This window comes from Streptomyces sp. NPDC017056, assembly GCF_044332485.1.
Classification (GTDB): domain Bacteria; phylum Actinomycetota; class Actinomycetes; order Streptomycetales; family Streptomycetaceae; genus Streptomyces.
This window is the reverse complement of sequence record NZ_JBIRPD010000023.1, coordinates 77,695-101,648: the sequence shown is the minus strand read 5'-3', so window position 1 is coordinate 101,648 and position 23,954 is coordinate 77,695. Positions and strand designations below refer to the sequence as shown.

Sequence of the window (23,954 nt, the reverse complement as noted above, 5' to 3'; positions counted from 1 at the left end):
GCCTAACCGAAATGTCCGACTAGTGTCGTATGTGGAGGGTGATCACGTCGGTCACCGGCAAGAACGTGAGGAGTGCGGAGCATGGCCGAGAACACGCTGCGGGACAAGGTCGCGGTCGTCGGCGGGGGCGAGAAGAACCTGGGCGGACTGGTCAGCAGAAACTTCGCGGAATCCGGGGCGAAGGTGGTCGTGCACTACCACAGCTCCCAGAACGAGGCCGAGCAGACGGTGGACGCGATCAAGGGGGCCGGAGGGCAGGCCGTCCCCGTCCAGGCAGACCTGACCAAGGTCCCGGAGGTACGGCGGCTCTTCGACGCGGCGGTGGACGCCTTCGGCGGCGTGGACATCGCGGTGAACACCACCGGGATGGTGCTGCGCAAGCCGATCCTGGAGACCACCGAGGAAGAGTACGACCGTATGTTCGGCATCAACGCCAAGGCGGCGTACTTCTTCATCCAGGAGTCCGGGCGCCGGCTGAACGACCACGGGAAGATCATCAGCCTGGGTACGTCGCTGCTGGCCGCCTTCACGGACGGCTACTCCACCTACGCCGGCGGCAAGGCGCCGCTGGAGCACTTCACCCGTGCGGCGGCCAAGGAGTTCGCCGACCGGTACATCTCGGTGAACACCGTGGCGCCGGGCCCGATGGACACGCCGTTCTTCTACCCGCAGGAAACCCCGGAGAGGGTGGAGTTCCACAAGTCCCAGGCGATGGGCAACCAGCTCACCCACATCGAGGACATCGTCCCGATCATCAGGTTCCTGGCCACCGAAGGCTGGTGGTTCACCGGCCAGACACTGTTCCCCAACGGCGGCTACACCACCCGCTGACCCCGCACCTCCCCGGCGGGCCGCACCGGCCGGGTTTCGGCACGGCCGGCCTCCGGCGCAGATCGTCTCGACGGTGTCGACGGCCCCGGTGGTCCGGCGTGCCCTTCGCCTCACTGGGGAAAGCCTTCGTCCCCAACTGAATCGGTCCGATCGGATAGCCCACCGGGGCAGGAATCCGGACCCGCGCCCGTTCCGTGTCAGGCAGGGGTTGGCGGCGCGGTGTCGGTCAGGTTCAGGGCGTGTTCCAGGAGGGTGTCGACGATGCGGTGTTCGGGGACGGTGGCGACGACCCGGCCGCGGACGAAGATCTGCCCCTTGCCGTTGCCGGAGGCGACTCCCAGGTCGGCTTCGCGGGCCTCGCCCGGTCCGTTGACGACGCAGCCCATGACCGCGATACGCAGGGGGTGGGGGAAGCCGTCGAAGGCGGCCTGGACGCGGGCGGTGAGGGCGTAGACGTCGACCTGGGCGCGTCCGCACGAAGGGCAGGAGACGATTTCCAGGGTGCGTTCCCGCAGGCCCAGGCTGGCGAGGATCTGCTGTCCCGCCTTGACCTCCTCCACCGGGGGTGCGGTGAGGGAGACCCGGATGGTGTCGCCGATGCCCTCGGCGAGCAGCACGCCGAAGGCGACAGCCGACTTGATCGTGCCCTGCGGCGGTGGGCCTGCTTCCGTGACGCCGAGGTGGAGCGGGTAGTCGCAGGCGCCGGCGAGCTGCCGGTAGGCGTCGATCATGACGAGGGGGTCGTGGTGCTTGACGGAGATCTTGAGGTCGGTGAAGCCGTGTTCCTCGAACAAGGAGCATTCCCACAGCGCCGATTCCACGAGGGCTTCGGGGGTGGCCGCCCGGTGCTTGGCGCGCAGGCGCGCGTCGAGGGACCCGGCGTTGACGCCGATCCTGATGGGGGTGGCGGCGTCGGCGGCGGCCCGGGCGATCTCGCGGACCTTGTCGTCGAACGCCTTGATGTTGCCGGGGTTGACACGTACGGCCGCGCAGCCGGCGTCGATGGCGGCGAAGACGTAGCGGGGTTGGAAGTGGATGTCGGCGATGACCGGGATCGGGGATTTGCGGACGATGCCGGGCAGGGCGTCGGCGTCGTCCTGGGTGGGGACGGCGACGCGGACGAGCTGGCAGCCGGCGGCGGTGAGTTCGGCGATCTGCTGCAGGGTGGCGTCGATGTCGGTGGTGGGGGTGGTGGTCATGGACTGGACGGACACGGGGGCGCCGCCGCCGATGGCCACGTCGCCCACGTTGATCCGCCGGCAGGGGCGCCGCCTGGGCCGGAGACTGGTGTCTGCGGTGGCGCCGGGTGCGCCCGTGACACCGGGCGTGCGTGGGCTGGGGGTGCCGAGGTCGGTGGCGGCCATGGGGTGCTCCTGGAATCAGGGGGCGGCGCGGGGGGTGAGGGATTGGGTGACGGCATGGGTGATGCCTTGCGCGTCCAGTCCCGCTCGGGCCAGCAGGTCGGGGCGTTCCCCATGGGTGAGGAAGGCGCGGGGCAGGCCCAGGACCCGTACGGGAGTCGTGATGTGCCGGTCCGCGCAGGCGGCGCGCAGGGCGCTGCCGATGCCGCCTTCGGCGAGGGTGTCCTCCACGGTGACGGCCAGCCGGTGCCGGGCCGCCATGCCGGGCAGGGCGTCGTGGACGGGGTGGGTCCACCGGGGGTCGACGACGGTGACCCCGTGGCCGTCCCGCTCCAGTGCGGCGGCGGCCTCCAGGCACGGGCCGGCCATGACTCCGGCGCCGACCAGCAGGACGTCCAAGGGGCGGTGGGGGCTGCGGCGCAGGATGTCGATGCCGTCCATGGCGCCTAGGGCACGGACGTCGGGGCCGGCGGTGGCCTTCGGGAAGCGCAGTGCGGTGGGTCCGTCGGCGTACTCGACGGCCTCGCGCAGCAGTTCGCGCAGGGTGGCGGGGTCGCGGGGCGCGGCGAGCCGGATGCCGGGCACCGCGGACAGCAGCGTGGTGTCCCACATGCCGTGGTGGCTGGCCCCGTCCGGGCCGGTGACGCCTGCCCGGTCCAGGACCAGGGTGACCGGGAGCCGGTGCAGGGCCACGTCCATGAGGAGTTGGTCGAAGGCCCGGTTCAGGAAGGTCGCGTACAGGCAGACGACCGGGTGCAGCCCGCCCATGGCCAGGCCGGCCGCCGAGCACAGCGCGTGCTGTTCGGCGATGCCGCAGTCGAAGACCCGGCCGGGGAACGCCTCGGCGAACCGGTGCAGGCCGACGGGCCGGAGCATCGCCGCCGTGACGGCGACCAGGTCGGGATGCCGGGCGGCGAGCGCGGTGATCTCCGCGGCGAACACCGAGGTCCACGACTTCTTGCTCCGGACGGCGGCGGGGGGCCGCCCGGTGGCGGGGTCCAGGGTGCCGATGCCGTGCATCCGGTCGGCCTCGTCGGCTTCGGCTGGGGCGTATCCCTTGCCTTTGGCCGTGACGCAGTGCACCAGCACCGGGCCGGCCAGCGAACGGGCGTGGCGCAGGGCCGCCTCCACGGTACGGGTGTCGTGGCCGTCGACAGGACCGAGGTAGGTGAAGCCCAGGTGTTCGAAGAGCGTCTCCGTGGTGGGGGCGGGGCCCGCGGCACCCGCGTCCGGGCCGTGCCCGCGCAGGCGGCCCAGGTGGCGGGCGAGGCCGCCGACGGTGGGCGCGTAGGAACGGCCGTTGTCGTTGAGGACGATGACGACCGGCCCGGCGTGCGCGGAGGCGGCCAGGTTGTTCAGGCCCTCCCAGGCCAGGCCGCCGGTCAGCGCGCCGTCGCCGATGACCGCCACCACCCGGCGGCCGGTCTCGCCGCGCAGGCCGAGGGCCTTGGCCAGGCCGTCGGCGTAGGACAGAGCGGTCGAGGCGTGTGAACTCTCGATCCAGTCGTGTGCCGATTCGGTCCGGGCGGGATAGCCGGACAGGCCGCCGGGCTGCCGGAGCCGGTCGAAACCGGCCTGCCGCCCGGTGAGGAGCTTGTGGACGTACGTCTGGTGGCCGGTGTCGAAGAGGAGTACGTCGCGGGGCGAGTCGAAGACCCGGTGCAGGGCGAGGGTCAGTTCCACCACGCCCAGGTTGACGCCCAGATGGCCGCCGGTGGCGCAGACCTTGGCCACCAGGAAATCCCGTATCTCAGTGGCCAGCTGCCCGAGCGCGTGGTGGGGGAGGGCACGCAGGTCGGCGGGGCCGTCGAGCCGCGCCAGCAGGGGCCGGCGGGCCGGCGGGGCGGAGGGGAGCGCCGGGGCGGGGGCCGGGGGCGCGGGAGCCGGGGACGCGGGGGCACGCGGTGTGATGGTCATCAGCGGTCCCTTCGGGTGATGAGCCGGGCGAGGCTCAGGAGTTCGCCGGCGGCGTCCGGATCGGGAACCGCCTCGGCCAGGCAGTCCAGCGCCCGGCGGGCGAACTCGTCCGCGCGGCCGCGGGCCCAGGCGCGGCCTCCCGCCCGCTCCACGAGGTCTGCCACGTACGGGAGCTGGACGTCGGAGAGCGGAGTGCCGCGCGCGTACACGGCGGCCAGCTCGCGGCCCGCCTCGGTGCCGGAGGCCAGGGCCGCGACCACGGGCAGGGACTTCTTGAAAGCGGTCAGGTCCGAGCCGGCGGGCTTACCGGTGGCCCGTGGGTCACCCCAGATGCCCAGGAGGTCGTCGATGAGCTGGAACGCGATCCCCAGACAGCGTCCGAAGGCGTCCATGGCGTCGACGACCTGTTCGCCGGCCCCCGCGGACAAGGCGCCGAGCGCGCAGGAACAGCCCAGCAGAGCGCCGGTCTTGGCCTCGGCCATGGCCAGGCATTCCGCCATGCCGACATCGGCGCGCTCTTCGAAGGAGCAGTCCGCGTGCTGTCCCTCGCACAGCTCGATCACACACGAGGCCAGCCGCGCCCCCGCGGCCCGCGCCTCCCGGCCGGCATTCCGGGCCGGCAGCCGCAGGGCCAGCGCCAGGAGGGCGTCGCCGGCCAGGATCGCGTCCGGGGTGCCGAAGACCGACCAGGCAGTGGGCCGGTGCCGACGCACCTGGTCGCCGTCCATCACGTCGTCGTGCAGCAGCGTGAAGTTGTGGACGAGTTCCACGGCCGCCGCGGCACTCAGCCCGGCCCCGCTCGGCCCGGCCTGGCCGTCCGCGCCCGCGGCCCGGGCCGCCGCCAGCACCAGAGCCGGGCGGAGCGCCTTGCCGCCCCCGCCGTGACAGGGGGCGCCATGAACGTCCCACCAGCCCAGGTGGTAGCCCGCGACGTGCCGCATCCGCGTCGGCAGGGTGCCTACTGCGGCGCGGAGCACGGGATCCACTTGCGCGTGGGTACGGGCCGGCACGTCGGCGGCCTGGGACGCGTCCCGGCCCTGGCCCGCTGCTCTGGTCTGCATGGACGTCCCCCAGACCCCCTCGGGCGGCGGGTTCATGGGCCGCTGTGCGTGCCGGGCCCGGCCCCCGTCGGCGCCCGGCTCGGCGTGAGGGTGACGGGCAGTTTCGCCAGGCTGCGGAAGAGGAAGGTGGAGCGCCAGTTCAGTTCCTCTTCGGGTACCGCCTGCGTCATATGTCCGAAGGAGTCCAGCAGTTGGGTCAGGGCGACCTCGCCCTCGATCCGGGCCAGGGCCGCGCCCAGGCAGTAGTGGATGCCCTTCCCGAAGCCCAGGTGGTGCCCGATGTCGGCACGGTGCGGGTCGAAGCGGTCCGGGTCGGCGAACCGCTCGGGGTCCCGGTTCGCGCTCGCCACGCACGCGTAGATCACCTCGCCGGGGCCGATATCGACCCCGCTGTAGGTGACGGGCTCGCGGGTCACCAGGGTAGGAACGCGTTCGATGGGCGATTCGTAGCGCAGGATCTCCTCGACCGTCTGTGGCAACAGGTCGTGGTCGGCGCGGAGTTCGTCCGCGATGTGCGGGAAGCGCAGCAGGAGGTGTGCTCCGTTGCCGATGAGGTTGACCGTGTTGGCGTAGCCAGCGATGAGCAGCAGCACGGTCATGGACAGCAGCTCGTCGTCGGTCAGCGATTCGACCCCGGCCTCGTGTGCGGCGATCAGCGCGCTGAGCAGGTCGTCGCCGGGCCGGGTGCGCTTGGCTTCGATCAGGTCGGTGAAAAACTCTTCGAGCCGGGACACATGGCCGGTGATGCCATGGGCCGGGGTGCCGGCGGGAGCCGCGAACACCTTCAGCACGCAGGAGTGGAACTCCTCCCGCTCGATGAGCCCGGTCACACCGAGCAGTTCGCAGATGACGCGGAAGGGAAGCGGCAGCGCGTAGTGGGAGATGAGGTCGACGGGTGCCGCGACGGGCAGGCCGCCGGCCAGTTCGCGCGCTATGGCGACGACTTGGACCCGCATCTGCTCCATCCGGCGCGGGGTGAAGGCGCTGGCCACCAGGCGGCGCAGCCTGGTGTGGTCGGGCGGGTCCAGCGAGAGCATGTGGGTGCTCATCCGCGACTCCGCGTATGGGTCGCTGACCCGCTGGCTGATGTGGCGGTTGTTCTTGCTCATCCGGCCGTCGGACAGCGCCGCCACGACGTCGGCGTAGCGCGTCAGCAGCCAGCCGTGCCCGCCGCGGGACAGCGGAATACGGCGGACGGGGCTGTGTTCGCGCAGCCACGCGTACGTCGGGTAGGGGTCTGCGGAGAAGTGCGGCTCATCGACCATCGGAGGGCGGGACAAGGGGGCGTGTGATGCGCTCATGGTGTCCTCGGTCAGTTGTCTCGATCACGATACGGATTCGGCCCCGGACGTCATCCGGGCAGACGGAAGAGCAGCATGCGCGTCTCCGCCGCCCGGTCGCGCCAGGCCCGGAAGAACCGCCCGTGGGCGATCAAGGAGTCGATGAGCCGCTTCTCGGGCAGCGGCCATTCCTTCGAGGCGTAGGCGTGGTCCAGTTCGGAAGCGGTCCACGCCATGCTCTGCACCCAGAATTCCAGGACGCGATCGGTGATGTCCGTATCGCGTTCCAGTGTGAATCCGCATGCTTCGGCGCTCTCTCGGTATTCCCGCACCGTTCCCAGGTTCGTCCGGTAGTAGCCGTTGATCATGCCGGCCCATTCGTCGCGGAGCAGGAAATGATCCTCCAGGGCGAACCATCCGCCGGGCCGGAGCGCTGCGGCCACTGCCGCGAACGCGCGCCGCCGGTCCAGGTGGCAGACACTCTCGAACGCGACCGCGGCGTCGTGGCGTACCGGCACCGCCAGCTCATTGGCGTCCATGACCACCGGTGACACCAGGTGCGATACGTTGGCAGCGGTGGCCAGTTCGCGAACGACGGGAACATGACCCGGGACGTTCGTCACCGCTGTGACGGCGGCACCGCAGCGCTGCGCCCAGTAGATCGCGCCGCCTCCGAAGCCGCATCCCACATCCAGAATGCGCTGGGGCGGGTTGGCGGAAACCCCCCAGGTCTCAGCCGCGAAGTCGAGCATGTTCTCCTGCGCCTCGATCAGCCTCTTGCGCAATGTCTCTCGCGGGACCGAGGTATTGGGCCGTTCGCCGGGTGGAAAAAGCCCGAGATGGAAGTGGACGCGCGGGCCCGGCCCGTACTTGCGCATCACATCGGGCAGCTTGTTGGCGTAGTAATCGATGACCTCGCTGGACCCGGCTGCTCCGTCGGCGACCGATCGAGAGGACATGATTCCTCCTGGGCGCTCTCCCGCTCCTCAACGAGGAGCGGCGTATCCGGCGCTGTGCCCGGACCTGACTTTGGGATGTGTGCGCTTGGACACCGACGGCCCTGCGTAGCGCCCGGTGTCGTCGACCCATTGCTGCAGACCCGCCAGCAGTTGTTCGAGGCCGGTCACAAATTCGGTGATCTCGTTTCTGGCGGCTTCGTCCATACGGTGCTCGTCGAACAGTTCACGGAGCGCCGGACCCGCGACGGACCGGAACTGGCCTGTGCGCCGGTCTGCCAGGTCGTTCGCGACGTGCGCCGCCGCCACCGGGTCGTCGGTGCCGAGCAGTTCCTGAATGACCGTGACGAGGTTGTTGACGGCACCGTCCTCCGCCAGCTCCATGGGGTAGGAGGCGGCATCGTTGTTCACGGTCAGAATGTCGGCGGTGATCTCCCGGAGCTGCGTTATGGGGCCGGAGTCCCAGATTTCGCCGGAAAGGCTCTTCTCCAGGCAGTACTCGACCTTGTTGGCACTGAGCAGACCTCCCAAAGACGCGCGGCGCATCTCCAGGTAGTCCACCGGGTCGGGAACCCTGTCTTCGATGGAGTTGGCGGCCTGCCAGAGCCGGCCCTCCAGGAATCCGGTGAAATCCGTGCGCCAGTGACGGCGGCTGTCCTGCGACAGCTCCGGCAGCAGTCGCTGCCACAGGTCGGCCAGTCCGCGTTCCGCCGGATTCAGTGGCACCGGCATCGCCGCGAGCCGGTCGGGCAGGAACGTCTTCAGCCGTTCCACGAATGCCTTTGCGCCGGCCGGGCCCCCGCCGCGAAGGAGTTTCTTGGTGATGTAGTCGCCTACGTGTGTTCCCCACACGCTGCAGTCCACGGCGACCTCCAGGCGCGGCCTGGGGGCCGTGGGAAAGGACAGGGCCGAAACGGTCGGGAAATCGGACGCCTCGAAGGACGCCTCGTCAAAGGTCGCATGCCGGCTGGACCAGTCGGGCCCGACTCCGCTTCCCTCGCGCACCATTCCCATCTCCCGTGCCCATCGCCTGACATGGGTGCGTACCTCGCCCATGAAGGGGTTGGGAGCAACGGAGCGGAACGGCACGTGGAAGACGGGGAGTTGGAGCGTGTGGCCTCCAGGTGGGCGGCGGCCGGCCCGGCCAGGGGCGTCTGCCGCAGTGCCCGTTGAGGCCACGCGTGTCCCGGAGCAGCCGAAGCCGTTCGTGCCACACGGCGTCCACGACCGGCGCGGATGCCGGGGCGCGGTCCCCCGTGAGGATTCCGGCGGCCGGGTCAGCCACTCGTGGAACCCTGCCTGCCAGTCCCGCAGGGAGCCCGTGTGGCGCAGCACCGAGGTGCGTTCGCCCAGCAGCAGACCGTACTGGCCGAACAGCGGTGGCAGTTCCGCGGCTTCGGTGCGGTCGAATTGCCGCATCCGCGAGGCGAGATGGCCGGCCACTATGTCAACGGCCTGCTGGGGGGCGCACTTCAGGAAGTGGCCCGCTACGTTGACCGCGTTGCCGGGCCGATCCGCGGCCCGGCGGCCACCGAGCACGGTGACGATGTCCTCGCGCAGCCCCGCCGCGTCGGCGAAGGTGTCCTCCAGGACCCGTATCGGGCGGGTTCCCACCAGCCGGCCGGGTATCTCGAACGCCGTGACATGCTCGACCAGCCGCGCCGCCCAGGGCCCTCCGCTCGCGGCGCGGCGCGCCGCGACGTTCTCGACGGGGTTCGGCACCCGTCCGGCGTCTAGGTCGGCCAGGTCCCCGCGAGCGCTGTCGACCATGCCGTTGATGCTCTTCGCGAATCGTGTACGCCACCCGTCCTCATGGCCCGCGACGGTCCGGACCCACAGGTCGGTGAGCCCGCGTTCCACCGGGTCGATGCCCGCCGGGGCCGCCTCTGGTGGCGCGGGCGCTTCGGACGGTACGGGCCCGGCCGCCGGGTCCGCCTCCCCGCCGTCGTGGTGCCCGGCGCTCCCCATGACGTTCCGGAGCCGGGCGGCGTACTCGGCTGCCCCGGCCACGTTCCGGCTGTAGAAGAAGTCCGCTGCGAACCGGTCGGCGAAGAAGTACCGCCAGACGTACCAGTCGGCGAGCAGGCAGAGCCGGGGTGCCGAGGCGTCCGGATGGGCCAGCGCCGCCAGCAGCCCGTAGTCCGCCGCGTCGAAGACCTTCTCGTCCCAGACCGTCACTCCCTCCTCCTGCGCCTGCCGCTCCGCGGTCCGGGCGCCGAGCGGCCCGGCACGCAGCATCCCCATGTCCACGGCCCAGGCCCGGCAGTGGCTGCGCGCCTCCTCCACATGCGGGTTGAGCCGCGCCGGGCCCGGCAGGTAGAACTCCGGAGGCTTCGGCCCTGGGCCGGCGTCCGTGTGATCGTCCATCGCTGTCTCCGTACCTCGCGGTGGGCTCTTCGACGCAGCGGCGACCGCTCGCCGCTCACCGGTCAGTCGTGGCGCGCGACCTCGACGTTCTCCAGCACGCCCAGCGCGTCGGGCACCAGGACGGCAGCCGAGTAGTACGCGCTGACCAGGTACTTGATGACGGCCTTGTCGTCGATGCCCATGAACCGCACGGACAGGCCGGGCTCGTACTCGTCGGGGATGCCGGTCTGGTGCAGCCCGACGACGCCCTGGTCCTCCTCGCCGGTACGCATCGCGAAGATGGAGCTGGTTCCCGCGTCGCTGACCGGGATCTTGTTGCACGGCAGCAGCGGCACCCCGCGCCAGGCAGCCACGGAGCGGCCGTTCAGCTCGGCGTTGGGCGGATAGACACCGCGCCGGTTGCACTCGCGGAAGAAGGCGGCGATGCCACGCGGGTGGGCCAGCAGCACCTTGGTACGGCGGCGGCGGGAGAGCAGCTCGTCCAGGTCGTCCGGCGTGGGCGGCCCGGTGAGGGTGCTGATGCGCTGGTCGTAGTCGGCGTTGTGCAGCAGCCCGAAGTCGCGGTTGTTGACGAGCTCGTGCTCCTGACGCTCGCGCAGCGCCTCGATGGTCAGCCGCAGCTGCTGCTCGGTCTGGTTCATGGGCTGGTTGTAGAGGTCGGCGACCCGGGTGTGGATCTTCAGTACGGTCTGCGCGACGCTCAGCTCGTACTCGCGCGGCCGAAGCTCGTACTCCACGTAGGTGCCGGGGAGCGCGGGCTCGCCCACATGGCCCGACGCCAGGTCGATGTCCGCCTCGCCCTTCCTGTTCTGCGGCTGCGCGGTACCGGCGAGGTAGCGCTCGACCTGCTCCTGGAGCACCGTGGAGCGCTCGCGCAGGCTGACGAACGCCTGCCGGGGCAGCGCCAGCAGGGTGGCGGCCGTGGCCGCCTTCACCGCGTACGGCCAGGTGCTCTCCGTCTCGGTGAGCGCCTCGTCACCGAAGTGGTCGCCGTCCGCCAGCACCCCGAGCACCAGCTCGGCGTCCCCGAAGGGCCCTTCGCCGATCCGGTTGAGCTTGCCGTGCGCGACGACGAAGACCTGGTCGACGGGGGCTCCCTGTTCGACGACCACCTCTCCCTGCTCGACGTCCCGCTGGGTGAACCGGCCGGCCAGCTCGGCGAGCAGTTCCTGGTCGTCCAGGCCCCGCAGTACGGGCAGTTCCGCCAGGCTCGGCGGCACCAGCCGGGCTTCAGCGCCGGTCTGGACGAAGCTCACCCGCCCGTGGCCGACGGCGTAGCTGAGCCTCCGGTTCACCCGGTAGGTCCCTCCCGAGACCTGCGCCCAGGGAAGTACACGCAGCAGCCATCGCGAGGTGATGCCCTGCATCTGCGGGGGCGTCTTCGTGGTCGTCGCCAGATTCCTGGCTGCCGCTGTGCTCAGCGCGGTCTGTGCCGCGACCTGCTCCGACGTGCCCTCCGAACCCGTGTGACCTGTCTCTGTCGACATACGACTCTCCCCATCATCGGGCTGGGCTGTGCGGCGCACGCTAGCGAGGGGCCGGGCGAGTGTCAGGGCCTTCGGGGCGGTAAATCCCAGTATGTGAGACGATGAATTGCTTTCGGGCCATAAGTCACTTACGTCCCGTAGTTGTCTCCCTGGCTCAGCATGGCTGCCGGAGGCGGTCGGCACGGCACACTCACTCCGGTTCGCGGGGAGGGCGCCACCTGGGCGCTCCGTTTTGGCTCGCCCGGTCTACAGTCCCGGCGGAAACGACAGGCGGATATTCCTGTGTCATGCCAGGAAACGGGGCCGGCGCGCGGCATCGCACATGACGAACCTCTGGCCAACGACCACCGTTCAACTGGGTAGACGTAGGGCGAGCGGCATACATCGCCGCCTGCGCGAAGTCGGCCGGAACACATACCGACTGTGGTTCGAATCAACCAGCCCTCGCTGCGCGGCCGTCGCTCCACTTACCGGGAGTGCCCACTCCCTCTCCGGCGGCGCAGACACCACCTCGTACAGGAAACTGTCCGCCGCACGGCAGCAACATGGGGGACCACGAGGCCGCGCTCGGCGGGTAGGCGGACCCTCACCTGACCTTGTTCAGTCCGCCTTCCAGGGGCAAGGTCTTCCGGGGTCAATGCCTCGCGAGGCTGCCCGGTCCTGTCACGTGCGCGGGGCCAGCACGAAGACGGGGATCACTCGGTCGGTCTTCTGCTGGTACTCGGCGTACGGCGGATACGCGGCGACCGCGCGCTCCCACCACTCGGCCTTCTCGTCCCCGGTGACCTCACGAGCCGTCATTTCCTGGCGCACGGCACCGTCCTGGAGCTGCACGTGCGGGTCGGACTTGAGGTTGAAGTACCAGTCCGGGTGCCGCGGGAAGCCGCCCTTGGAGGCCACGGCCGCATACCGCCCTTCGTGCTCCACGCGCATCAGAGGGGCCTTGCGGATCTTGCCGCTCTTCGCGCCGCGCGTCGTGAGAATGACGACCGGCAGCCCCGTGTCCCAGAGCGTCGCCCCCTGCGTGCCGTCCGAACGCTCATACAGGTCGACCTGTTCGCGAATCCACTGCGCCGGACTCGGCTCGTACTCACCCTCAAGAGGCATCGTGGTCACCCCGTCGTCGCGTACGGACCCATGGTGCGCAGTACAACACAAGCCACGCGCCGAGGCGAGACCACATCGAATGTGGGGGGACAAGGGGCGGAAGCGTCAGGCCAGTCTCTAGTTCCGACGGGGCCGACAGTGCCGACGTTAGATATCCGTTAGATCGGCAGGGCAGGGTCGGAGATATCCGCTGGAGGCACGGCCGCTCGTGCCATGCACCCCCTATCGAAGGACTCAACCGTGATGTCAACTTTGCGCGCCGTGCTCGCGCGCTTGCTGGCGGCTTCGCTCGTCGTTCTGACCTTGGCTGGGCTGACCGCCCCTGCCGCCCACGCTGACACGTCGCGCCCGCGTCATCAGATCATCTGGAACATCCACAGCCTTCTGCAGGGAGACATGCAGAACGCCCAGACCAGCTACTGGGCCATGATCGGTGCCTTGCGGAACGCCGCCGGCCACAACGTCGGGAACGGCGTCGGCGCCACTGAGCGCCTGCGAGCGGAGGGGCCGCGCGCCGTCGAGATCCGCCTCATGGACAACGACGCGCCCTACGCTGCCCTCTACGTGCGCTCCGACAACCTCTACATGATGGGTGTGTGGTCACCCAGCTCGCACAGTGGTTCTGTGACCGGTCTGGTGGGCTTCCGTGACCAGCGCGCCGAGATGCAGGCCATCCTCCAGCGCAACGGCACTCCGGCCGCGGTCACCGATTTCGGCTTCGACTCGAACTACGACGCGCTCGGCAGCGACACGCGCGCCACTGTGGGAATGAACGGTTACACGATCGCGGACGCCGTCCGCGCGGTGCACGGATACAACCGCAACATGACCCATACCGCGCAGACCGGCTTCCAGGCCAGCCTGATCATCCTGATTCAGGCTGTCTCCGAAGCAGCCCGGTTCCAGGACATCGCCATAACGGTGGGCGCCAACATCCGCAATTACGCGTCGGGGTCGGGAACACGGCTGTCGATCAACCAGGTGAACATGGAGAACGACTGGAGCGACATCTCAGAGTGGCTCCACGCCGCCCTCAACCCTGAGCCGGATACGATCCTCGCCACTATGCGCATCGGCAACGAGGAGTTCAACAGCCTGGACTCGTTCAACCGGCGCTTCCACTACACCCTTGCGCAGGGCAAATTCTTCTGATCCTGCCCGGGTGCCCGGCGCGGCAGCGCCGCGCCGGGCACCCGGCCGCACTTCTACCCGGGAGAACCTTGGTCGTGGCGGTTGCCGGGTACATCATGGGCGCAGCGACCGATGCACCGTCAGCGGTGCGTGGTCGGCAGTCTCCTCAGGGAGCATGCCGTGAGTCGAAAGAGGAACGGTTCGGCCGGCGGCGTCGCGCGTGCGTCGTGGTCGATGGGCACCGGTGTGGCTGTGGGCGTCACTGTGGCTGTATTGGTGTTGGCCAATCTGATCAACAGCCGATGGGCGCCGTCGTTCGGGGTGCTGACGGCCGTCGTGGTCAGTGCGCTGCTGTTGGGGGTGCTGTTCCGGGCCGGAGGCACTTGGGCGGATGCGGGGCTGGATGCTGCGACGCTCAAGCGCGGCGCCCGCTGGGCGGTGGTGCTGATCGGGCTGGTCGGCGTGGGATATGCGGCGGCGGCGCTGCTGCCGGCCACGCGGGGCTTGTTCGCGGACGAGCGGTACGGTGGGCTGTCCGGCGGCCAGGTGGCGTTGCGCGTCCTGGTCACGGTGCCGGTCGGTACGGTGCTGCTGGAGGAGGTCGCCTTCCGGGGTGTGCTGTACGGCCTGGTGCGCCGGGCCCGGGGCGCGGTGTGGGCGACGGTCGTGTCGAGCGTGTTGTTCGGGTTGTGGCACGTTCTGCCGTCGCTGGGGCTGGCGACTGACAAGCCCGCCCTGACGCCGCTGTTCGGCCGTTCCGCGCTCGGTGCGGCGGCCGCCGTGGTGGCGGCGGTGCTGTTCACCGGGGCGGCGGGCGTGCTCTTCTGCGAGCTGCGCCGCCGTAGCGGGAGCCTGCTGGCGCCCATGGGCCTGCATTGGGCGGTCAACGCGTTCGGCTACCTGGTGGGCTTCCTGCTGCGGTGACCGGGTGGGGCAGGGGCGGATGCCGCACCGATCGGAGATGCGCGGCGTACGCGGTCACTTCTCGGCCGTGATGAAGTCTTTGAGGCGGCCGAGGTCCTGCGCGGTGACGCCCGGGGGCCGCAGGACGGCGTTCCACGCGTCCACGTACTCGGTCGTGTAGGTGTGGCCGTGGCCTCTCGGAACGTCGGCGGCGAACGGAAGGTCCGCGGAGACCTGCCAGAACGTCACGAACGGCAGCCACACCATCGCTTCGAGCACGTCGTCGCCCGGGTGCTGGGCGATCCAGTCCGGTTCGCTGTAGACGAGGTGCGGGCTCCACCAGACGATCGGGTCGGACGAGTGCATGAGGTAGAGGACGCGGCTGCCGTTCCAGGGCCGGTCCGCCGGCGGGATCCCCGCTGCCGGATCGTTGGCGAACCGGACGGTCCGCCCCTCCTTGTAGACGGGCTGCACCTCGGGACTGCCGGCGTCACGATGGTCGCTGAACTCCCGGAACAGCGTGTTGAAGGCCGGCGGGCCGGCGAACAGGGTGCCCGCGGTGCGGTTGCGCAGGTCGTACTCCCCGCTGAAAGCCGTCTCGCCGCCGAATGACCCCAGGCTCTCGCCGGAGACGAACAGGCGGGGGCGCCGGTCGGCCGGCAGTTTCGACCAGCTGTCGTACACGGCGTCGAAGAGGGCGCGGCCCGCCTCGCGGGCCTTGGTCTGGTCGACCAGGTAGGAGAGCCACGAGGGGAGGTAGGAGTACTGGGTCGCGACGGCGGCGGAGTCGCCGCCGCTGAGGTACTCGAAAGTGTCCACCGCGGCAGGGTCGACCCAGCCGCTTCCGGTCGTCGTCACCACGAGCAGGTTCTCGCGCTGGAAGCCGCCCTGCCGGGTCAGGTCGGCGACCGCCTGGGCGGCACGGGACTCGGCGTCGTCGGACGACGCCAGTCCGGCGTAGGACCGGATCGGTTCCTTCGCCGGACGGCCGGTGAACTGTCCGATGGCGGACGCCGACGGGCCGGTGCCGGTGAAGTTGCGTCCTTGCAGGCCCAACGAGTCCCACGGTACGAGCGAGCCGGGGCCGCCCGAGCGCAGGGTCGTCGTGGGCCGGTGCGCCCCTTCCTCGGTCGTCGTGTCGCGGAGCGAGAAGGTCTCGTTGGCGAGGGCGACGAGGCCGTCGAGCAGCACTCCGGTGACGATCGCCCAGACGAGGGCGGCGACCGCGGTCCAGCCGACGGCGGACGCGGCGCGTGGCCCGATCCAGCGCTTGAGCAGGCGTACGAGCCGGCGGTACAGGCCGCGGATGCCGCGCGCGGTCAGGAGGAGGAGCCAGAAGACCAGTGCCGCGATGAGAGGAGAGGCCACGGCGAGCGGAACGTTGTAATCGGTCACCCCCATCAGCCGGCGGATCTGGTACTGCCAGTACTGCCCGAAGCCGAAGAAGAGCCCGAAAAGGACGACCGCGCTGATGAGGAAGCCGGTCCAGGACTTGGGCCGCGGGGGCCGCGGCTCCCGGTCGGCGAACGCGCGCCACACTCGCGCGGCGAGCACCCCGGCCGCGTAGCCGAGAGCCGCGTTGATGCCGCAGATCAGGCCCTGCAGGATGCCGCCGCGGGGGAGGAGTGACGGGGTGAAGGAGAGGCAGGCGAACAGGAGCGCGCCCCAGCTTCCCGGGAGGGTGACGGACAGCAGCCCCCGGCGTTCACGGGACTCCGGCGGCCGGCCGGAGCCTTCGGCCGCTGCCTCGGCATCCGCAGGAGGGGGCGGGCCGCCCGGCGCCCCTGATGCGTCTCCCACCATGGCTACCTCCGTCCGGAAGACCTCACTGGGACAGCACGACGAGCGTTTCCACCATGGAAGCCAGTGCAGGACCTTGCCCTCCGCCCGCTGGAACTCGCCGTCCGAGACCTCACCGCGCTCCCGGGCCGGGACGGCTTCGTCCCGCTGAGGAAGGCGACCGGCGTACGGGTCCTCATCGACGCGGTCCCGGGTTCGTCGGCTGCCGACATTAGAGCGGCCGTGCGGAAGGAGCCATAGCAGGACGGGCCAAAAGACGGCGGGTGTTCAGCTCCTCGTGGAGTCCCGCGTTTTCACGGCTCGGCACCCCCGGAGGAGGTAGGAGGTGAGTGCACGGCGCGAGGGCGCGGCGCGCGGCGACTCGACCGCTGTCCGAAAGACGCGAGGCGACGCCTCCGGTGGGATCGACGCGCTCAGGCACCGAGTACTGTGTGCGTCACCTGCACACTGGGACGCTCCTGACGGCCACGGTCCACGCCCTCGCGTACCGGCCCGACGCCAGGGCGCGTCCCGACCAGGAACACGGCACTCTCGACGTGAGGTGTCCCGGTGTGACGATCTCGCCTCTGCGGCGCTTGCTGTTGTTGCGCCATGCCAAAGCCGCCCGTCCCTCGGGGACGGCGGACCACGAGCGGCCACTGTCCGGGCGCGGCCGCCGGGACGCGCAGGCCGCGGGACACCTGCTGGCGAAAGAGGACTGGCTGCCTGACCTGGTGCTCTGCTCCACGGCTCACCGTACGAGGGAGACGTGGGAGCTGGCCGCGGCGGAACTGGCGGGGCTGCCCCAGGTGCGCTTCGATCCGCGGCTGTACCACCCGCCCGTACCGCAACTCCTGGCCGTCGTGCACGAAGTGCCCGCCCACGTATCGACGTTGCTGGTGATCGGCCACAACCCGAGCCTGCGGGACACGATCCTGATGGCGGCCGGCGACGGAGTCGGCCGGCGGATCCGGCAGGTCCGGGAGAAGTTCCCGACCGCCGCGGTCGCCCTGCTGGCCTGGCGCGGAACGTGGGACGAGCTCGACGCCCGTACGGCTCTCCTGACGGGGCTGGCCGTCGCTCGGGGCGGACCGCCAGGGCCTTCGTGAACGGCACGTCGTCCGGCGGCGAGGCGAGCCGGACGGTGTTCCTCAGGCGGAAGGTCCGCCGTACTCTCGTCCTACAGTTGTCGCCCCGGACCTCGGCGGCTCGTGTCACCGACGCACGCCGAAAGGGCCGACCGCGGATGACCGACACGACAGCGGAACGGATCGAGGCGTTCATCGAACAGCTGCGGGTCCCTCCTGGCACAAAAGTGGACCTGGAAGAGGACTTCGACCCCGGTTTCCGGGCGGGCATCGTGAAGAAGACGGACGGGGTCGAGCTGTTGCGTGTGGGCATCGAGCTGCTGGCCGAGTACCAGCAGCGACTGGCCGCCGAGCAGACCCGGGGCGTACTGGTGTGTCTGCAGGCGCTGGACGCCGGTGGCAAGGACGGGACGATCCGCCATGTGATGAGCGGCCTGAGCCCGCAGGGTGTGCGGGTGGCGAACTTCAAAGTGCCCTCCGCCGAAGAACTCGACCACGACTACCTGTGGCGTTACGCGCGTCAGCTGCCCCGGCGCGGCGAGATCGCCATCTTCAACCGGTCGCACTACGAAGAGGTCCTGGTGGTGCGGGTGCACCCGGAGAACCTCGACCGGCAGAGGCTGCCCGGGACGACGCAGGACGGCGCTGTGTGGGAACGCCGCTACCGGGAGATCAATGCCTGGGAGCGGTACCTCGCCGAGAACGGTTTCCACGTCGTCAAACTGATGCTGAACCTGTCGAAAGAGGAGCAACGGGTCCGGTTCCTCAAGCGGATCGACGTACCGGAGCACAACTGGAAGTTCTCGGCGGCCGACGTACGCGAACGCGCGCACTGGGACGCCTACCAGCGGGCCTTCTCCCGGATGCTCTCCGCCACCAGCACCCCTTGGGCGCCTTGGTACGTCGTGCCCGCGGACCGCAAGTGGCTGGCGCGGCTCTGCGCGGCCGCCGTGCTCGCGCACACGCTGATCGACATCGGCCCGCAGTTCCCGCGGATGAGCAAAGCGGACCGCCAGGAGCTCGCCAAGGCCAAGAAGGACCTGGAGAAGGAAGCGCCCAAGGGCGCCCAGGCAGATCCGTACGCGGCGTCGGTCGCCGGCAAGAACCGCGAGCGGCACGGGAAGGGCGGCAGGAAGAACAGCGGGAAGAGCGGGCGGAAGGAACAGGGATAGGGCGCAGTCCGGGGACGACCGGAGCGGAGGCAGTCACGATGGCTGTGGAAACAGGTGCCCGTAACCATCGAGCAGTCGAGCCCGAGCGGTGGTACGCGCGGTCGGCGGAGGAGGTCGCTTCGGCCTTCGGGGTGGACCCCGCGGTGGGACTGTCCGCGGCGCGCGCCGTCGAACTGCTGGACCGGAACGGCCCGAACGCGCTGCCGGCGGAGGAACCCGAGCCGGGCTGGCGGCGGTTCCTGGCCCAGTACCGCAGCTACATGCAGATCATCCTGGTCGTTGCCGCCGTGGTGTCCCTGTTGATCACGGAGTGGGGGACCGCCGGGATACTGCTGGCCCTGACGGTGCTCAACGCGGTGATCGGCATGCGGCAGGCCGGCAAGGCCGAGAGCGCCATGAACGCCCTCAAGTCGATGATGAAGGCGACCGCCCGGGTGCGCAGGGACGGGAAGGAAGCCGTGATCCCGGCCGAAGAAGTGGTGGCCGGCGACATCGTGCTCCTCTCGGCAGGGAACGAGGTACCGGCGGACGGCCGCATCATCACGGCCAGCGCTCTGCAGATCGACGAGGCCGCGCTGACAGGCGAGAGCGCGCCGGTCGCCAAGGAAGCGCGGACGTTGCCGGGCGAACGGCCAGGACCGGCGGACCAGTCGAACATGGCCTTCATGAACACCCCTGTCACACACGGCAGCGGCATCGTCATCATCACGGCCACCGGCGCCGACACCGAGCTCGGGACCATATCCGGCATGCTCTCCGCCACCCCCGAAGAAGTCTCGCCGCTGACCAGGGAGCTGGACCGGCTCACCCTGTGGATCGCGGCGGCGGCCGGCCTGACGATGATCGCGATGTTCGCCCTGGGGCGCAGCCGTGGCGAAGCCTGGGACGTGCTCTTCGTGAGCGCCGTCGCCCTGGCCATCGCGGCCATCCCGGAGGCACTGCCCACGGTGGCGCAGACCATCCTCTCGATCGGGGCCGTCAACCTCGCCAAGGGACACGCGATCGTGAAGGACCTGCCGTCGGTGGAGACCCTGGGGTTCACCTCGGCACTCAACTCCGACAAGACCGGCACCCTGACGATGAACCAGGTGACGGTCGTGGAGGTGCTGACGCCGACGGACCGCTACACCGTCTCCGGCAGCGGTTACGGCCTGGAAGGCAAGGTGCACCACGCCGCGGGCAGTGCGGACTCCATCGAGCAGGCGGTGCTGCCGTACCTGGTCGCCTCCGACGCCACACTCGTCGACGGCACGGTGGTCGGAGACCCTACGGAAGGCGCTCTGCTCGTCCTCTGCCACAAGGCCGGCCTGGACGTCGACGCCACCCGTGAGCGCCTGCCCCGGCTGGCCACGCTGCCGTTCGACCCGACCTACAAGCTGATGGCCACGTTCAACGCGGCGAGCGACGCCGCCGGGCGGCCGGTCGTACGGTGCTTCGTGAAGGGCGCGGCACCGGCGGTGACGGCCCGCGCGGCAACGGCGCTCTCCGACGGCGCGAGCCTGCCGTGGGACGCCGGCCCGCGCGAGCGGGCACAGGCACACGAGGACCGCATGGCACGGCAGGGCAAGCGGGTGATGGCCGCCGCGGTCCGCGACCTGGACCCGGAACGGTTCGACCCGGCCGGCGACCTCCTCGGGTATGTCACCGAACTGCAGATGACGAGCTTGGTGGGGATGGTCGATCCGCCACGGGCCGAGTCCCGGGCCGCGGTCGCCGCCGCGCAGGCGGCCCGGATCCGGGTCCGCATGGTCACCGGGGACGAGGTCACCACCGGTGCCGCCATCGCCGAACAGCTCGGCATCGAAGGGGACGCCGTCCTCGGCGCCGACTTCGCCGCCCTGTCCGAGCCCGAACGACTGGCCGCCATCGAGCACATCGGGGTGGTCGGCCGGGTCGCTCCCGAACACAAGGTGCTGCTCGCGGACACCTTGAAGAAGAAGGGCGACGTGGTGGCCATGACGGGGGACGGTGTCAACGACGCCCCGGCGATCAAAGCGGCCGACGTCGGCATCGCCATGGGCTCGGGCACGGAAGTCGCCAAGAACGCCGGCCAGCTGATCCTCTCCGACGACAACTTCGCCAGCATCGTCTCCGCGGTCGAGCAAGGCCGGAAGATCTACGACAATCTCACCAAGTACATCCGCTTCGTCCTGGTCCTGCTGGTGGTCTTCGTCCTGACGTTCCTCGGCGCCGCCCTGTTCAACATCGCCGCCGGTGAACCGTTCACCGCCGCACAGGTCCTGTGGATCCACTTCTTCGTCAACGCCGCTTTCGGCTTCGCCCTCGGCTTCGACCGGGAGAGCCCGGATCTCATGGCCCGCCGGCCGCGCTCCCGCGGCGAGCCGGTGCTCACCACGGGAGTGATGATCACGGTCGGCTCGGCGGGACTCGCCATCAGCATCGGCCTGCTCTGCATGATCCAGCTCGGTCAGTCGCTCTTCGACAGCCTTCCCATCGGCAACTCCATCGCGTTCACGGCCTTCGCCCTGTGCCTGATCGTGGCCGCGCTCGAATGCCGCAGCGAGACCGGTACCGCGCTGACGACCGCCAGCTTCGACAGCAAGCAGATGAACCGGGCGATGCTCGTCGAGGTCGTCCTCGCCGTCGCGGTCACACAGATGGACCTCTTCCACCGTCTGCTGGGCACCACGGAACTCGACCTGAGGCATTTCGCGTGGGCCCTCGTACCCGCCGCCGCACTGCTGCTCCTGTGGGAACTCGGCAAGCTCGTCGCCCGCGGCCGCGGACCCGCCCGGTGACGGGCGACTGCGCCCGCACCGCAGCCCGGTCAGGCGGTCAGGCGTGGCCGCCAACGGTGACCGGGCCGAACGTGAGCCGCGGCGTAGCTTCCAGGATTTCGCCGATCCGGACCACCCGGCGCTCGACCTCGGTGCGCTGCGCGGCGCTGAGCGGCACCAGGGACTCCACGGTGACGTCCAGCTTGCGGCCGGAGCGCCGCTGGTGCCAGAGTCCGCCGACCACGCCGTCCACGATCAGCACCTGGAAGTTTCCGGGCAGCACCCGTTCACGGGCGGGGCCCGGGTAGAGGAGTTCCGGTGGCTGGTTGCCGACCCGGTAGGCGTAGCCGTCGAAGTAGGGCAGCAGGTGCAGGCCGCGCGGCGGCGTGTCGGGCACGGCGGTGTCGCCGGCGGCCACCCAGGCCGGCTTGCCCTCGACCTCGACCGGCTGGAGTTCGCCGGCCAGGGACGCGAAGAGTTCGTTGGCCCAGCGGACCGGCGCGTTCAGCCAGTGCGCGAACTGCTGTGGGGTGGCCGGGCCGTAGGCGTGTAGGTAGCTGGTCACGACATGGGTGAGGGCGGCGCGGGGGTCGGCCGGCGCGAGGCCGGGCAGCCGGCGGGCCGGATGGGTGTAGGTGACCTTGCGGCCGCGGTTGGGGCCGAAACACAGTTTTCCCCGCAGGCCGGCCAGGTGCAGCGCCTGACGCCAGCGCGGCCACAGGTCCTGGAAGCCGGGTATGACCAGGTCCCCGGCCCAGGGTCCGGTCCTGCGTAGGACTTCCTCGCTGAGTTCGTCGATGGTGAGCTCGGCGTCCTGGAGGGCGTCGCCGATGGCCGCGACCACCTCGGCGGTCTGCTCCTCGGTGAAGCGGATGTGCGCCGGATGAGGGTTCTTCGGCTCGGGAACGGCGGAGAAGGCCGCGATCCACAGTGGCAGGTCGCGCGTCGGGAACAGATGTACGGTGCCGCGTTGCCCGAACGTCTTGACCAGGCTCTGCTCCGACCAGAGCGCCTTGCGCACGTCCACCCGGGTGGCTCCGGTCGTCCGCAGTCCGATGGCGAGTTCGGCGGCCGGCAGAACCTGGGCGTGGGTACCGGCCATGGCGCCGACGATGTCGTCGGGCCGGGCGGTTGCCGACGGCGTGCTCAGCGCGTGGCGTTCCAGACGGCGGGCGCACACTTGGGGCCAGGTGAAACGCGGGACCTCTGGCGAACGTGCGGGCATGCGGGCGGGCTCCTTCGGCGGCGGGTGGTTCATGAGGGCGAGGACGTGGGGCGCGGACGAGGGTGGTGGTGGGTCCCGTTGCGCCGTGGTCACGTGGTCACCCCGTTCACCAGGGACTGTATGGGCCATGTAGGTCAGGAATGGTCCTAAGGGTGTCCCGTAGCGGTGTGTCTCGTGGGTCGTCAGGCGGATACGTCCGCCGCGGGGAACAGCTCCCGGATCCGCTGGACGATGCCGGGGGAGTCGAGCGCGGAGAAGTCCAGGCGCAGGGCCGGCTGGGCGGCGCGGCCGTCCTCCATCCCGGCGGCCAAGCGCGCGCGGCCGCCCCCGGTGATGTTCAGAAGGACGCGGGCCCCGCTGGATACACGGCCCTCCTGCACGGAGCGGCCGAGGCAGGTGACGGCAACCGCCGCCGCGGGTTCGATGTCGATCCCCTCGGTCCGCGCGAAGAGTTCGGTGGCCGCGCGGGCGGCCTCGCCGGGGCAGCGGAGGACGTCTCCGCCGCTCGTGCGCAGCGCCTCCTCGATGCCTCCGGTGAGGGAGTACGGGGGGCGCTGGTTGACGAGTTCGTCCGCGTACACGCGGCCGGTCGCGGCGCGGCGCTGTTCCTTGTCGACCGGACCGTGCGCTTCGGGGCCTCCGTGCCACAGGCGGTGAACCGGTGCGACTCCCTCGTTCTGGCACATCAGCAGCCGTGGTGTCGCCGTGCCGTAGCGGCCGGAGGCGATGAGCCGGGTGGCCGCCTCGTGGACCGCGATCGCACCGACCGCGCTCCCGACGGCCTGGACGTAGACCTCGGGCAGCTCTCCCATCGCCTCGACCGCGGACAGCAGGACCGTGGCGAGGCCGTCGCGGCGGGCGACGTTCCAGGCCCCGCCCACCGCCCGGAATCCCGGCAATGCCGAGACCCGCTCGGCCAGTTCGATGGCGTCGTCGTAGTCGCCACCGGTGATCGACACCAGCCGGACGGTGGGCGCGATGTCGGAGACCGTGGCGAACCGGTGCAGTCCGCTGTCCGGCACGACGAGCAGGCACTCCACCTCGGTCCTGGAGAACACGGACGCGAACGCGGCGGCGGTGTTGCCGACGGACGGTACGACGAGGACGGGGGGCCGCTCGGGCAGCCGGCCGAAGACGGCGTAGGCTTCGAGTTCCTTGAACGTGCCGGTCCGCAGGTCGGCGCCGCGTTCCGGCCAGTAGCCGTTGAACGCGATCCACAGCTCGCCGAGCCCGAGAGCGCGTCCCAGCACTTCGGCCCGGTAGACGACCGTCCCTCCCGCTCCGGGGAGGGTGCGTACGACCGGCAGCCAGCGCCGGTAGCGGTACAGGCCCTCGGATTCGGGACTGACGGCGGGTTCCCGGTCGTGGTAGCGGGTGCGCAGGAACGCCGGTGTGTGGTTCCCGGGACAGCGCAGGGTGAGTCCGTCGTCGGCCATGGTGTGGCCACAGGCCCGGCAGACGAGGTCATAGTGACGTTCGAGGTGCTGCGGGGCAGTGGTGTTCTGGCCAAAGGACGTCGCGTTCACGGGTGTTCCCTCTGCTCGGGCCGGC

Annotated in this window: 17 protein-coding genes; 6 read left to right on the top strand and 11 right to left on the bottom strand. The window is 70.4% G+C overall.

Translation table 11 applies throughout. From position 1 onward, the window contains the following. Positions 1 to 81: 81 nt before the first annotated feature. Complete coding sequence (locus ACH4OW_RS32710) at positions 82 to 831, top strand: SDR family oxidoreductase (RefSeq protein WP_398031497.1); 750 nt, start codon at positions 82 to 84, stop codon at positions 829 to 831. 197 nt (positions 832 to 1,028) lie between these two features. Here ACH4OW_RS32710 and ispG read toward each other — a convergent pair whose 3' ends face one another. The 8 genes from ispG to ACH4OW_RS32670 form a co-directional block, all read right to left on the bottom strand. Further along, positions 1,029 to 2,195: a flavodoxin-dependent (E)-4-hydroxy-3-methylbut-2-enyl-diphosphate synthase gene (gene ispG, locus ACH4OW_RS32705; protein ID WP_398031495.1), complete on the bottom strand. Its 1,167-nt coding sequence runs from the start codon at positions 2,193 to 2,195 to the stop codon at positions 1,029 to 1,031. A gap of 15 nt (positions 2,196 to 2,210) precedes the next feature. Further along, positions 2,211 to 4,109: a 1-deoxy-D-xylulose-5-phosphate synthase gene (locus ACH4OW_RS32700; RefSeq protein WP_398031494.1), complete on the bottom strand. Its 1,899-nt coding sequence runs from the start codon at positions 4,107 to 4,109 to the stop codon at positions 2,211 to 2,213. Next, positions 4,109 to 5,170: a family 2 encapsulin nanocompartment cargo protein polyprenyl transferase gene (locus tag ACH4OW_RS32695; RefSeq protein WP_398031492.1), complete on the bottom strand. Its 1,062-nt coding sequence runs from the start codon at positions 5,168 to 5,170 to the stop codon at positions 4,109 to 4,111. The genes ACH4OW_RS32700 and ACH4OW_RS32695 overlap by 1 nt, the downstream gene beginning before the upstream one ends. Positions 5,171 to 5,202: 32 nt before the next feature. Then, positions 5,203 to 6,471, bottom strand: coding sequence for a cytochrome P450 (locus tag ACH4OW_RS32690; RefSeq protein WP_398031491.1), 1,269 nt, complete (start codon positions 6,469 to 6,471; stop codon positions 5,203 to 5,205). A 50-nt stretch (positions 6,472 to 6,521) separates the two neighbouring features. Continuing rightward, positions 6,522 to 7,409: an SAM-dependent methyltransferase gene (locus ACH4OW_RS32685; protein ID WP_398031490.1), complete on the bottom strand. Its 888-nt coding sequence runs from the start codon at positions 7,407 to 7,409 to the stop codon at positions 6,522 to 6,524. Positions 7,410 to 7,436: 27 nt separating this feature from the next. Beyond that, entirely contained in the window at positions 7,437 to 9,773 is a 2,337-nt protein-coding gene (locus tag ACH4OW_RS32680) for a hypothetical protein (RefSeq protein ID WP_398031489.1), read from the bottom strand. 62 nt (positions 9,774 to 9,835) lie between these two features. After that, positions 9,836 to 11,260 carry a family 2B encapsulin nanocompartment shell protein gene (locus ACH4OW_RS32675; RefSeq protein ID WP_398031487.1) on the bottom strand — a complete coding sequence of 475 codons (1,425 nt, stop codon included), beginning with the start codon at positions 11,258 to 11,260 and terminating at the stop codon, positions 9,836 to 9,838. A gap of 663 nt (positions 11,261 to 11,923) precedes the next feature. After that, entirely contained in the window at positions 11,924 to 12,367 is a 444-nt protein-coding gene (locus ACH4OW_RS32670; RefSeq protein ID WP_360131901.1) for a nitroreductase family deazaflavin-dependent oxidoreductase, read from the bottom strand. A gap of 243 nt (positions 12,368 to 12,610) precedes the next feature. On the opposite strand from ACH4OW_RS32670, the gene ACH4OW_RS32665 reads away from it, so the two are divergent. Both ACH4OW_RS32665 and ACH4OW_RS32660 read left to right on the top strand, forming a co-directional pair. Beyond that, positions 12,611 to 13,519, top strand: a complete 909-nt coding sequence (locus ACH4OW_RS32665; RefSeq protein ID WP_398031485.1) for a ribosome-inactivating family protein — start codon at positions 12,611 to 12,613, stop codon at positions 13,517 to 13,519. Positions 13,520 to 13,678: 159 nt separating this feature from the next. Further along, positions 13,679 to 14,422, top strand: coding sequence for a lysostaphin resistance A-like protein (locus ACH4OW_RS32660; protein ID WP_398031483.1), 744 nt, complete (start codon positions 13,679 to 13,681; stop codon positions 14,420 to 14,422). Positions 14,423 to 14,476: 54 nt separating this feature from the next. Here the strand turns inward: ACH4OW_RS32660 and ACH4OW_RS32655 are convergent, their stop codons facing one another. Continuing rightward, positions 14,477 to 16,204, bottom strand: a complete 1,728-nt coding sequence (locus tag ACH4OW_RS32655) for an alpha/beta hydrolase (RefSeq protein ID WP_398031481.1) — start codon at positions 16,202 to 16,204, stop codon at positions 14,477 to 14,479. A gap of 548 nt (positions 16,205 to 16,752) precedes the next feature. On the opposite strand from ACH4OW_RS32655, the gene ACH4OW_RS32650 reads away from it, so the two are divergent. The 3 genes from ACH4OW_RS32650 to ACH4OW_RS32640 all read left to right on the top strand — a co-directional run bounded on the left by ACH4OW_RS32650 (position 16,753) and on the right by ACH4OW_RS32640 (position 21,199). Beyond that, positions 16,753 to 17,289: a histidine phosphatase family protein gene (locus ACH4OW_RS32650; RefSeq protein ID WP_360131913.1), complete on the top strand. Its 537-nt coding sequence runs from the start codon at positions 16,753 to 16,755 to the stop codon at positions 17,287 to 17,289. Positions 17,290 to 17,426: 137 nt separating this feature from the next. Beyond that, the gene (locus ACH4OW_RS32645) at positions 17,427 to 18,440 is read left to right on the top strand and encodes a polyphosphate kinase 2 family protein (protein WP_360131916.1); all 1,014 of its coding nucleotides are present in this window, start codon (positions 17,427 to 17,429) and stop codon (positions 18,438 to 18,440) included. Between the two features lie 38 nt (positions 18,441 to 18,478). Further along, positions 18,479 to 21,199: a cation-translocating P-type ATPase gene (locus ACH4OW_RS32640; RefSeq protein WP_398031479.1), complete on the top strand. Its 2,721-nt coding sequence runs from the start codon at positions 18,479 to 18,481 to the stop codon at positions 21,197 to 21,199. Positions 21,200 to 21,236: 37 nt separating this feature from the next. On the opposite strand, the gene ACH4OW_RS32635 is transcribed toward ACH4OW_RS32640, so the two are convergent. Together ACH4OW_RS32635 and ACH4OW_RS32630 are read right to left on the bottom strand one after the other, a co-directional pair. After that, positions 21,237 to 22,403 carry a winged helix DNA-binding domain-containing protein gene (locus ACH4OW_RS32635; RefSeq protein WP_398031477.1) on the bottom strand — a complete coding sequence of 389 codons (1,167 nt, stop codon included), beginning with the start codon at positions 22,401 to 22,403 and terminating at the stop codon, positions 21,237 to 21,239. A gap of 182 nt (positions 22,404 to 22,585) precedes the next feature. Further along, the gene (locus tag ACH4OW_RS32630; protein ID WP_398031475.1) at positions 22,586 to 23,929 is read right to left on the bottom strand and encodes a cysteate synthase; all 1,344 of its coding nucleotides are present in this window, start codon (positions 23,927 to 23,929) and stop codon (positions 22,586 to 22,588) included. Positions 23,930 to 23,954 lie beyond the last annotated feature (25 nt).

What these genes read in the sequence shown, in the direction of transcription:
- ACH4OW_RS32690 (WP_398031491.1), bottom strand. Translation starts at nt 6,471, where the DNA reads ATGAGCGCATCACACGCCCCCTTGTCCCGCCCTCCGATGGTCGATGAG.
- ACH4OW_RS32640 (WP_398031479.1), top strand. Translation starts at nt 18,479, where the DNA reads ATGGCTGTGGAAACAGGTGCCCGTAACCATCGAGCAGTCGAGCCCGAG.
- ACH4OW_RS32680 (WP_398031489.1), bottom strand. Translation starts at nt 9,773, where the DNA reads ATGGACGATCACACGGACGCCGGCCCAGGGCCGAAGCCTCCGGAGTTC.
- ACH4OW_RS32685 (WP_398031490.1), bottom strand. Translation starts at nt 7,409, where the DNA reads ATGTCCTCTCGATCGGTCGCCGACGGAGCAGCCGGGTCCAGCGAGGTC.
- ACH4OW_RS32635 (WP_398031477.1), bottom strand. Translation starts at nt 22,403, where the DNA reads ATGCCCGCACGTTCGCCAGAGGTCCCGCGTTTCACCTGGCCCCAAGTG.
- ACH4OW_RS32695 (WP_398031492.1), bottom strand. Translation starts at nt 5,170, where the DNA reads ATGCAGACCAGAGCAGCGGGCCAGGGCCGGGACGCGTCCCAGGCCGCC.
- ACH4OW_RS32645 (WP_360131916.1), top strand. Translation starts at nt 17,427, where the DNA reads ATGACCGACACGACAGCGGAACGGATCGAGGCGTTCATCGAACAGCTG.
- ACH4OW_RS32665 (WP_398031485.1), top strand. Translation starts at nt 12,611, where the DNA reads ATGTCAACTTTGCGCGCCGTGCTCGCGCGCTTGCTGGCGGCTTCGCTC.
- ACH4OW_RS32675 (WP_398031487.1), bottom strand. Translation starts at nt 11,260, where the DNA reads ATGTCGACAGAGACAGGTCACACGGGTTCGGAGGGCACGTCGGAGCAG.
- ispG (WP_398031495.1), bottom strand. Translation starts at nt 2,195, where the DNA reads ATGGCCGCCACCGACCTCGGCACCCCCAGCCCACGCACGCCCGGTGTC.
- ACH4OW_RS32700 (WP_398031494.1), bottom strand. Translation starts at nt 4,109, where the DNA reads ATGACCATCACACCGCGTGCCCCCGCGTCCCCGGCTCCCGCGCCCCCG.
- ACH4OW_RS32710 (WP_398031497.1), top strand. Translation starts at nt 82, where the DNA reads ATGGCCGAGAACACGCTGCGGGACAAGGTCGCGGTCGTCGGCGGGGGC.
- ACH4OW_RS32670 (WP_360131901.1), bottom strand. Translation starts at nt 12,367, where the DNA reads ATGCCTCTTGAGGGTGAGTACGAGCCGAGTCCGGCGCAGTGGATTCGC.
- ACH4OW_RS32655 (WP_398031481.1), bottom strand. Translation starts at nt 16,204, where the DNA reads ATGGTGGGAGACGCATCAGGGGCGCCGGGCGGCCCGCCCCCTCCTGCG.